Source organism: Bradyrhizobium sp., assembly GCF_030693485.1.
In the GTDB taxonomy this organism is placed as follows: domain Bacteria; phylum Pseudomonadota; class Alphaproteobacteria; order Rhizobiales; family Xanthobacteraceae; genus Bradyrhizobium.
In genome coordinates, this window is record NZ_JAUYAN010000144.1 from 1 (window position 1) to 8,201 (window position 8,201).

12 protein-coding genes, 1 tRNA gene and 3 pseudogenes are annotated in these 8,201 nt (G+C 64.2%); 9 read left to right on the forward strand and 7 right to left on the reverse strand.

Going from position 1 to position 8,201, the window contains the following annotated elements; all coding sequences use genetic code 11:
- The 5 genes and pseudogenes from Q8N40_RS10635 to Q8N40_RS10655 form a co-directional block, all read left to right on the forward strand.
- Nucleotides 1-329, forward strand: a pseudogene (locus Q8N40_RS10635) (C4-dicarboxylate ABC transporter); the annotation flags it as partial.
- Between the two features lie 118 nt (nt 330-447).
- Nucleotides 448-1,044, forward strand: coding sequence for a TRAP transporter small permease subunit (locus Q8N40_RS10640; protein ID WP_305711790.1), 597 nt, complete (start codon nt 448-450; stop codon nt 1,042-1,044).
- Entirely contained in the window at nt 1,041-2,390 is a 1,350-nt protein-coding gene (locus Q8N40_RS10645) for a TRAP transporter large permease subunit (protein ID WP_305711791.1), read from the forward strand. The genes Q8N40_RS10640 and Q8N40_RS10645 overlap by 4 nt, the downstream gene beginning before the upstream one ends.
- Nucleotides 2,391-2,400: 10 nt before the next feature.
- Nucleotides 2,401-3,792 (forward strand): amidase, encoded by a 1,392-nt coding sequence (locus Q8N40_RS10650; protein WP_305711792.1) that lies wholly within the window; start codon nt 2,401-2,403, stop codon nt 3,790-3,792.
- On the forward strand, nt 3,789-3,962 hold the full coding sequence (locus tag Q8N40_RS10655) for a hypothetical protein (RefSeq protein ID WP_305322562.1): 174 nt from the start codon (nt 3,789-3,791) through the stop codon (nt 3,960-3,962). Before Q8N40_RS10650 ends, Q8N40_RS10655 begins: the two co-directional genes overlap by 4 nt.
- Before the next feature lie 20 nt (nt 3,963-3,982).
- Here the strand turns inward: Q8N40_RS10655 and Q8N40_RS10660 are convergent, their stop codons facing one another.
- Nucleotides 3,983-4,393 (reverse strand): DUF5413 family protein, encoded by a 411-nt coding sequence (locus tag Q8N40_RS10660; protein ID WP_305711793.1) that lies wholly within the window; start codon nt 4,391-4,393, stop codon nt 3,983-3,985.
- 233 nt (nt 4,394-4,626) lie between these two features.
- Here Q8N40_RS10660 and Q8N40_RS10665 point away from each other — a divergent pair.
- The 4 genes and pseudogenes from Q8N40_RS10665 (at nt 4,627) to Q8N40_RS10680 (ending at nt 6,157) form a co-directional block, all read left to right on the forward strand.
- Nucleotides 4,627-4,910: pseudogene (locus Q8N40_RS10665) on the forward strand (type II toxin-antitoxin system RelE/ParE family toxin).
- Nucleotides 4,911-4,951: 41 nt separating this feature from the next.
- Complete coding sequence (locus tag Q8N40_RS10670; protein ID WP_305322565.1) at nt 4,952-5,248, forward strand: HigA family addiction module antitoxin; 297 nt, start codon at nt 4,952-4,954, stop codon at nt 5,246-5,248.
- Between the two features lie 195 nt (nt 5,249-5,443).
- Nucleotides 5,444-5,854 carry a hypothetical protein gene (locus Q8N40_RS10675; protein ID WP_305711794.1) on the forward strand — a complete coding sequence of 137 codons (411 nt, stop codon included), beginning with the start codon at nt 5,444-5,446 and terminating at the stop codon, nt 5,852-5,854.
- A gap of 138 nt (nt 5,855-5,992) precedes the next feature.
- A complete protein-coding gene (locus tag Q8N40_RS10680; RefSeq protein WP_305711795.1) occupies nt 5,993-6,157 on the forward strand; it encodes an antitoxin MazE family protein in 165 nt (54 codons plus the stop codon).
- A 29-nt stretch (nt 6,158-6,186) separates the two neighbouring features.
- Here Q8N40_RS10680 and Q8N40_RS10685 read toward each other — a convergent pair.
- The 6 genes and pseudogenes from Q8N40_RS10685 to Q8N40_RS10710 all read right to left on the reverse strand — a co-directional run.
- Nucleotides 6,187-6,249, reverse strand: a pseudogene (locus Q8N40_RS10685) (hypothetical protein); the annotation flags it as partial.
- 83 nt (nt 6,250-6,332) lie between these two features.
- Nucleotides 6,333-6,408: transfer RNA gene (locus tag Q8N40_RS10690), tRNA-Phe, on the reverse strand.
- A gap of 214 nt (nt 6,409-6,622) precedes the next feature.
- The gene (gene yacG / locus Q8N40_RS10695; protein WP_305322567.1) at nt 6,623-6,817 is read right to left on the reverse strand and encodes a DNA gyrase inhibitor YacG; all 195 of its coding nucleotides are present in this window, start codon (nt 6,815-6,817) and stop codon (nt 6,623-6,625) included.
- Entirely contained in the window at nt 6,807-7,430 is a 624-nt protein-coding gene (locus Q8N40_RS10700) for a Maf-like protein (protein ID WP_305322568.1), read from the reverse strand. The genes yacG and Q8N40_RS10700 overlap by 11 nt, the downstream gene beginning before the upstream one ends.
- Nucleotides 7,431-7,657: 227 nt before the next feature.
- The gene (locus Q8N40_RS10705) at nt 7,658-8,125 is read right to left on the reverse strand and encodes a low molecular weight phosphatase family protein (RefSeq protein ID WP_304873339.1); all 468 of its coding nucleotides are present in this window, start codon (nt 8,123-8,125) and stop codon (nt 7,658-7,660) included.
- Nucleotides 8,126-8,131: 6 nt separating this feature from the next.
- The coding region (locus Q8N40_RS10710; RefSeq protein ID WP_305711796.1) for a UPF0262 family protein at nt 8,132-8,201 on the reverse strand (70 nt) is incomplete at its 5' end.

Sequence of the window (8,201 nt, forward strand, 5' to 3'; positions counted from 1 at the left end):
CCGCCGAGCACAAGGCTATCCTGCAATATTCGGCGGAGGCCGTATCATCGGCCAACGAATGGAAGGCGATGGACTATTACTCGAAGGACCTGCAGGAACTGATCACCAAGGACAAGGTCAACGTCATCCGGACTCCGAAGGGAGTATTCGATGCCCAGATCAAGGCCTGGGACGGCCTGATCGCCCAGCTCGGGGCGGATCCCTTCATGAAGAAGGTGATGGATTCGCAAAAGGCATGGGTGCGCCGCGTGGTCTATTACAACATGAACAATTCGACGGACTACCGCGGCGCCTTCGAACATCACTTCCCGGGCGTGCTCAAGATCTGAGGCTTCCCGGCGCATCGCTGACGCTATATGAACGAAGGCCGGCGCAGCCGAAGCGCCGGCCGGCCATGAATGGGGTGGGGGACTTCAGGATGTACGACTCGCCGCGAGTTCAGCTCGCATGACGAAATTTCTCTTCTTCATCGATGAACTCAGCACCTGGGTCGGCAAGTCCTTCGCCTGGCTGATTCTCGTCCTCACGCTCGGTGTCACCTACGAAGTGTTCGTGCGCTACGTGCTGCGTGCGCCGACCACCTGGGCTTTCGACATCAGCTACATCAGCTATGGCGCGATGTTCCTGATGGCCGGCGCCTATACGCTCTCGCGCAACGGCCATGTGCGCGCCGACGTGGTCTACCGCCTCTGGTCGCCGCGTACCCAGGCGAAGATGGACCTCGTGCTCTATATGCTGTTCTTCCTGCCCGCGATCGCGGCGCTGATGTATTCGGGCTTCAACTACGCCCAGATGTCGGTGCGCTTCCGCGAGGTCAGCATCTTCAGCCCTGCCGGCGTGCCGGTGTTCCCGCTCAAGGCGCTGATCCCGATCACCGGTTTCCTGCTGTTCCTGCAGGGGATCGCCGAAATCATCCGCTGCGTTCTCTGCATACGCACCGGCCAGTGGCCGCAACGCCTGCACGACGTGGAGGAGACCGAGAGCGTCGTCATCCGCGAGCATCAGGCGGCTGAGCAGGAAAAAGGGAAAGGAGCAGGAGCATGACCGATCCCCAACTCGGCATGCTGATGCTGGTCCTGTTCATCTTCATCATCATGCTCGGCTTCCCGATCGCCTTCACACTGATCGCGATGGGCGTCTCGTTCGGCTACTACGCCTACTACACCGCGGGTCAGGACTTCTTCCAGAATCGCGTCTTCACGCTGCTGGTGCAGAAGACATTCGAGGTCACGACCAGCGACGTGCTGGTGGCGGTCCCGCTATTTTTGTTCATGGGCTATCTGATCGAGCGCGCCAACATCCTCGACCGGCTGTTCTACGCGCTGCAGCTGTCGATGAAGAACGTGCCGGGCGCGCTCGCGGTGGCCACGCTTTTGACCTGCGCGATGTTCGCGACCGCCACCGGCATCGTCGGCGCCGTCGTCACGCTGATGGGCCTGCTGGCCCTGCCGGCCATGTTGCGGGCCGGTTACGACACCAAACTGTCGGCGGGCGTGGTCTGCGCCGGCGGCTGCCTCGGCATCCTGATTCCGCCGAGCATCCTGCTGATCGTCTACGCGGCGACCGCCGGCGTTTCCGCGGTCAAGCTTTACGCGGCGGCGTTCTTTCCGGGGTTCCTGCTGGCAGGGCTCTACGTCGTCTACGTGATCGTGCGCGCGATGATCAATCCCGCGCTGGCGCCGAAGCTGCCGCCCGAGCAGACCAACGTGCCGATCAAGACGGTGATCTGGGCGCTCGCCACCTCGTTCCTGCCGCTGGCGCTGCTGATCATTTCCGTGCTCGGCGCCATCCTGCTGGGTCTCGCGACCCCGTCCGAGGCGGCCGCGGTCGGCGCCGTCATGGCGATCGTCCTGGCGGCCTGCTATGGCTCGCTCAACTACGAGATGATGCGCGAATCGGTGTACCTGACCGTGCGCGCCACCGCGATGGTCTGCTATCTGTTCATCGGGTCGTGGACGTTTTCCGCAGTGTTTGCCGTGCTCGGCGGACAGACGGTGGTCGAGCAGTTCTTCGCCTCGATGAACCTGTCGACGGTCGGGTTCCTGCTGCTGACCCAGGTGATCATCTTCCTGCTCGGCTGGCCGCTGGAATGGACCGAGATCATCATCATCTTCGTGCCGATCTTCCTGCCGCTGCTTCCCGCCTACGGCGTCGATCCGATCTTCTTCGGCATCCTGGTTGCACTGAACACGCAGACCGCGTTCAACACGCCGCCGGTGGCGATGGCCGCCTTCTATCTCAAGGGCGTGGCGCCGCCGGAGGTGAAGCTCACCGACATCTTCTCCGGCGCGCTTCCCTTTGTCGGCCTGGTGTTCCTCACCATGGCGCTGGTCTACGTCTTCCCGGGACTTGCGTTGTGGTTGCCCGACTATCTCTATGGAAACCGCTGAAAGGGCGCGCATGAGTCTCAATGCGCTCGGCCTCGCGGAGGCTGCGGCCGGCATCCGCGACGGCCGGCTCAGTTCGGCGGAGCTGGTCGGCGACTGCCTCAAGCGCATCGACGAGGCCGATCGCGATGTCGAGGCGTGGGCGTTCCTCGACCGCGACCACGCGATGTGGCAGGCCGAGACCGCCGACGATCACCGCAAGCAGGGCAAGCCCACCGGGCCGCTGCATGGCGTGCCCGTGGGCATCAAGGACATCTTCGACACCTCGGATATGCCGACCGAATTCGGCTCGAAGCTGTGGGCCGGGCGCACGCCGCGCCGCGACGCGGCGGCGGTGGCGCGGCTGCGGGCGGCGGGAGCCGTGATCCTCGGCAAGACGGTGACGACCGAATACGCCTACTTCAATCCGGGCAAGACCCGGAATCCGCACCACCGGGATCACACGCCGGGGGGATCGTCCTCCGGCTCCGCCGCCGCGGTGGCGGCGCTGATGGTGCCGGGCGCCATCGGCTCGCAGACCAACGGCTCGGTGATCCGCCCCGCCGCCTTCTGCGGCGTGGTCGGCTTCAAGCCGACTCACGGTCTAATCCCACGCAGCGGCGCGCTGCTGCTGTCGCGGGCGCTCGATCATGTCGGCGTGTTCGCGCGCTCGGTCGGCGATGCGGCGCTGCTCGCGCAGATTCTCGCGGGCTTCGACGAGGAGGATCCGGATACGCGTCCCCTCGCCTGCCCGCCCTTCGTCGACATGGCGGCGAGCGAACCGCCCCTGCCGCCGCGCTTCGCCTTCGTCCGCACGCCCGCCTGGACGCATACCGAAAAGATAACCACCGAGGCGTTTGCCGAACTGGTGCAATCGCTCGGCGACCGCGTTTCCGAGGTCGAGATCGGCGCGAGTTTCGACCGCGCCGTCGACATGCACCGCACCGTCATGGAAGTGGAGATGGCGCACAACCTGCATCGCGATTTCGAGCGGGGCGGCGAGTCCCTGAGCAAGGTGCTGCGCGGCCTGATCGAGCGCGGGCAGAAGGTTACGGCCGTCGACTATATGCGCGCGCTGGCCGGCAACACGCCGCTCAACGCCGCGCTTGACGGCGTGTTCGACGAGTACGACGCGATCCTGACACCGGCGGCGCCGGGTCCGGCGCCGCGCGGCCTCGACAGCACCGGAAACCCGGCATTCTGCTCGCTGTGGACCTATCTCGGCACGCCGGCGGTATCGCTGCCGCTGCTGCAATCGGAAACCGGCCTGCCGATCGGCGTCCAGCTGGTCGGGCGCCGCGGCAACGATGCACGGCTGTTGCGGACCGCCAACTGGCTGGTCCAGACTATCGGAAAGCGCGGCCGCCGCGGCGCCGCGCCGGCCAAGACCGGTGCGCCTCGCGCCAAAACTGGGAGCAGCAGATGACGAATCTCATCACCGGACTGATCGGAATTGCCGGCGTCTGCGTGTTTCTCGGCATCCTGCTCTGGTGGATCAAGGCGGTGCCGCTGATCATCATCGCCGTGCTGGTGATGGCGCTGCTGATCTGGGATTTCCTCAAATCGCTGCGTGCCGACGATACCCGGGCGAGATGAGGCGGGCATGACCTTTTTCTTCAAGCGGTGACGCATCGCAGCTGCGGCGCTTGTTCCTGCGCCGTCGCCAGCCAGGAGCACAGCGCGGCGGGCACGGCGCCGACCAGTCCGAACAGCCAGAAAACCGGTCCCTGGGTGAATTCCATCCCGCCCGCGATCACCAGCGGCAGGTAGCTGATGGCGTAGGCGAACATCGCGGTGAGCCCGGCCCGCCAGGACACATCGGCTTCCTCCATGACGTAGTCATACGTCGCGGCCAGCAGGGCCGGGATCACGCCGATCAGGTAGGCCGTCGGCAGCGATGCGACCTGGCGAAGGTTGAAGGTAAAGGGGGTTCCGGCGGCCCAGTTTGCGGCCTGCAGCAGGATCCAGAACGCGATGGCGAAGCTCAGCGGCGGCGCGACAAGCGTGAATACCAGAACGCGTTTCATGACCGTGGTGCCCCGTTGCTGCCGTCTGCGTTTCGGTTCGCAAACCTCATGCATCGTTGGTACCGCGGTCACGCTTTCCGCAATGTGACGGGCCTCACATAACAACGGCACGGGACCGAGTGCCGCCCAATCGGATCGAACCGGGATGAGTTTGGAAGCGACGCGAGTGGGATAGTATCTCATTAAGATACGAAAGCCTTGCAATACGTATCCCAACGTGATACGTATTGCCCGTGATCAGGAGCTTCAAGGGGAAGTTTGCCGAGCCGATCCTTCAGGGCCGCAGGATCCCAAAGGGTTTTCCGGCAGACCTCGCCAGGGCAGCTCGCCGAAAACTGATCATGGTGGACGCCGCCGCCTTTCTCGAAGCCTTGAACTCGCCCCGGGAAACCGCCTGGAAGCTCTCAAGGGTAATTTGGCGGCTAAGCATTCGATCCGGATCAACGATCAATGGCGGGTCGTGTTCAGGTGGACCGATGCGGGTGCCGAAGACGTGGAGATAATCGACTACCACTAGCGAGAACCGGCCGATTGTGGCCACCGATGAGGCGTTTGCACATGGCAAAGAAACTTGCGCCGGTTCATCCCGGCGAAATCCTGCGGGAAGAATTTCTCGTTCCGCTCAAGCTGACGCCTTACGCGGTCGCGGCTGCGCTGCACGTGCCGCGCACCCGGATCGAACGCATCGCGCGCGAAGAAAAGCCCGTCACCGCCGACACCGCGCTGCGGCTGGGCAAATTCTTCAAGACCGGCGCGGCGTTCTGGATGAACATTCAGGCGCGCTTCGATCTCGAAACGGCAGAAGACGTGCTCGCGCCGCAGATCGAGAAGATCGCGTCTTACGAGGCGGCCTGACAGCGCGTAGTCCGTAGGATGGGTTGAGCGACCACGTCGCAGAAGCTCAATGCATCGAAGGTGGAGCGAAACCCATCGAGGCAATCGCAACATGCATGTAACCCCGGGGTACCACGGGGGCCGGAATTAACCGCTTTTTAAAGCTAATCGTGCCGATCATGGCCTCTCGCGAACAACCGGCAAGAGGCTCCTCTTATGCTCAAGGACGGCACGTATGCGGCGTGGTTCAACACCCCGCTCGGTCAGGGCACCGGCATCGTCCATATCGCACACGGGAAGCTCTGGGGTCGTGACGGCATCATGACCTACGACGGCACGTGCGAGGTGCACGAAAATAGATTCACCGCGACCCTCACGACGAAACGGCACAGCGAGGGGTTGCCGACCGTATTCGGCGACGATCAGGAACTCGCGGTCAGGCTTGAAGGAACCTGCGCCGGCAAATTGATCACCTATGTCGGAAAGGCAGAACAGTTTCCGGGCGTGACCCTCGAGGGAGTGCTGCTGTTCAGCGAACCACCACAGCCGCGCGCGACAGAGGCCAGCGAGCCGATGGCGAGATTCAGCCCTGCCGGACTCCCGAAACTGCCGAAGCGCCCGCGCTGATCAGGCGGCGGCCATTCAGGATAAACGGCAAACTCGTATCATTGAAAATATTGCAAAATTTAAATTGCCGACCAGCCCGGCTTGGCCAGTCGCTTTACTCGTATAGGTTACATGTAACCAGCGGGGAGAATTGTCGTGGTGTCCGCGCCGAAGCCCTCTCGTGTAAAAGTTCGCGAGCATCGCGAACGGCTGCGTCGGCAAGGACTGCGTCCCATCCAGATCTGGGTCCCGGATGTGCGTGCGCCTGCGTTTCGCTCGGAGGCGCAGGTGACCACCGTCCCGAAATCCACGCCTTCGCGATAGTCGAGCAAGGTCTGCACCGGAACTCTCGTGCCGCGCGACACGGCGGCGCCGCCCATGATTTCGCGGCTGGATGAGATGATCGGCTGTTTCATGACGAGAGATTACACCCCGACTGAGGCGACGCGCACCGAAGGCACGTCGGGTAGCCGAGGGAGAAAACGACCAGTTTAAAAGATGGTGCCCGGGGGCGGGATCGAACCACCGACACTGCGATTTTCAGTCGCATGCTCTACCAACTGAGCTACCCGGGCACTGCCCGGCAATGGCCCGGGAGCGCCGGTTTATAGTCAGGCCGGGGGGGCATGTCCACCCGGCTTCGCCGTTGGCTACGCCGGGCGCGGCCCGCCTCGCATCTTCGGCCAAATTACTGGGAAATCGAGCTTATCTGCGTCGGATCGGGGCGCGAGAAGCACCCGTGCCAACGTCCCCCGTCCTACTGTACATGGGGTTGTTTTCGATATTTTGCTAATCGGCGTCCTCGTCGGCTTCGGGGCGGCCCGGAACCACGTAGGAGCCGGACAGCCAGCGGTTCAGGTCGACGTCGCGGCAGCGCTCGGAGCAGAACGGTTTGGAGGCCTCATTCGCCGGCTTGCCGCAGATCGGGCACTTCTTCGCCGCGCCCTTGCCGGGGGCCGCCCCTTTGGGCGGCTCAGCTGGCATTGAGCCAGCCGAAGCGGATCGGAAAACCCTCGCCGCCGAGCAGCGTGACCGACTCGTAGAGCGGCAGGCCGACGATGTTGGTGTAGGAGCCGACCATCTTGACCACGAACGACCCTGCGATGCCCTGCACGGCGTAGCCGCCGGCCTTGCCGCGCCATTCGCCGGAACCGATATAGGCCTGGATATCGTCCTCGCTCAGACGCTTGAAGCGCACCCTCGTCTCGATCAGGCGCTGGCGGAAGGCCTGCTTCGGCGTCACCAGGCAGATCGCGGTGTAGACCCGGTGGTTGCGCCCCGACAGCAGCCGCAGGCATTGCGAGGCCTCGTCGACCAGATTGGCCTTGGGCAGGATGCGACGGCCGACCGCGACCACGGTGTCGGCGGCCAGAATGAAGGCGCCGCGCAGTTCGTCGTCGAGTTGCACCGATTTCAGCGCGGCGTCGGCCTTGGCGCGGGCGAGGCGATTGGCGCAGGCGCGCGGCAGCTCGCCCCGCTTCGGGGTCTCGTCGACATCGGCCGGACGCAGCGCATCGGGCTCGATGCCGGCCTGGTTGAGCAGGCTGAGCCGTCGCGGCGAACCGGAGGCGAGAACGAATTTGGGACGGCCTAGCATGCGGGGATTCGTCGGCGGGAGGGCGGGGCGAAATTTGCGCGGAACCTATCGGAACGGGCTGGGGGAGACAACCACGGAACTATCATCCGTCGTCCCGGCCACCGCGCCGGGACCCATAGCCACCGGCCGTTGTATCGAAACGCGATCCTGCAACAGCCACTTCCTTCAATCGCGCCGCCGCGGCTTATGGGTCCCGGCGCGGTGGCCAGGACGACAGCTGGGGTGTTTCACCCACTAGCGGCCCCCACCTTGGAAAACCGCTTGCGGATGCGCATCAACAGGGTGTCGCAGACCTCGCGATAGGCCTGCAGCTTCTGCTCGCGGTTGCCTTCGGCGCCGGTGGGATCGTGGGTCGGCCAGTATTCGACATCGGCCGCCACTGTGCGGGTCAATTCCAGCGCCTTGTGGTGCGCCTCCGGCGACAGCGTGATGATGAGGTCGAAATTCAGCCCTTCCCAGTCGTCGAGTTCCTCGAAGGTGGTCGGCTTGTGCTCCGAGATGTCCTGGCCCAGCTCCGCCATCACGGCGACCGCGAACGGATCGAGCTCGCCTTTGCGGACGCCGGCGGATTTGACGTAGAGCGCGTGCGGAAACATCTGCTGCAGCAGGCTTGCGGCCATCGGTGAGCGCACGCTGTTGAGGCCGCATGCGAACAGCACGGCCTGCGGGGTGCGCGCGCGCGGCGGCGTCTCCATCGGAGACTAACCCTTCCAGTGCAGAACGGTGATCAGCGTAAACAGCCGGCGGGCGGTTTCGAAATCGAGCCGCACC

Bases quoted from the DNA above. Each gene is read 5' to 3' on its own strand.
- Q8N40_RS10700 (WP_305322568.1), bottom strand. From the start codon at position 7,430: ATGCTAGGCCGTCCCAAATTCGTTCTCGCCTCCGGTTCGCCGCGACGG.
- Q8N40_RS10705 (WP_304873339.1), bottom strand. From the start codon at position 8,125: ATGGAGACGCCGCCGCGCGCGCGCACCCCGCAGGCCGTGCTGTTCGCA.
- Q8N40_RS10650 (WP_305711792.1), top strand. From the start codon at position 2,401: ATGAGTCTCAATGCGCTCGGCCTCGCGGAGGCTGCGGCCGGCATCCGC.
- yacG (WP_305322567.1), bottom strand. From the start codon at position 6,817: ATGCCAGCTGAGCCGCCCAAAGGGGCGGCCCCCGGCAAGGGCGCGGCG.
- Q8N40_RS10645 (WP_305711791.1), top strand. From the start codon at position 1,041: ATGACCGATCCCCAACTCGGCATGCTGATGCTGGTCCTGTTCATCTTC.
- Q8N40_RS10660 (WP_305711793.1), bottom strand. From the start codon at position 4,393: ATGAAACGCGTTCTGGTATTCACGCTTGTCGCGCCGCCGCTGAGCTTC.
- Q8N40_RS10675 (WP_305711794.1), top strand. From the start codon at position 5,444: ATGCTCAAGGACGGCACGTATGCGGCGTGGTTCAACACCCCGCTCGGT.
- Q8N40_RS10655 (WP_305322562.1), top strand. From the start codon at position 3,789: ATGACGAATCTCATCACCGGACTGATCGGAATTGCCGGCGTCTGCGTG.
- Q8N40_RS10640 (WP_305711790.1), top strand. From the start codon at position 448: ATGACGAAATTTCTCTTCTTCATCGATGAACTCAGCACCTGGGTCGGC.
- Q8N40_RS10670 (WP_305322565.1), top strand. From the start codon at position 4,952: ATGGCAAAGAAACTTGCGCCGGTTCATCCCGGCGAAATCCTGCGGGAA.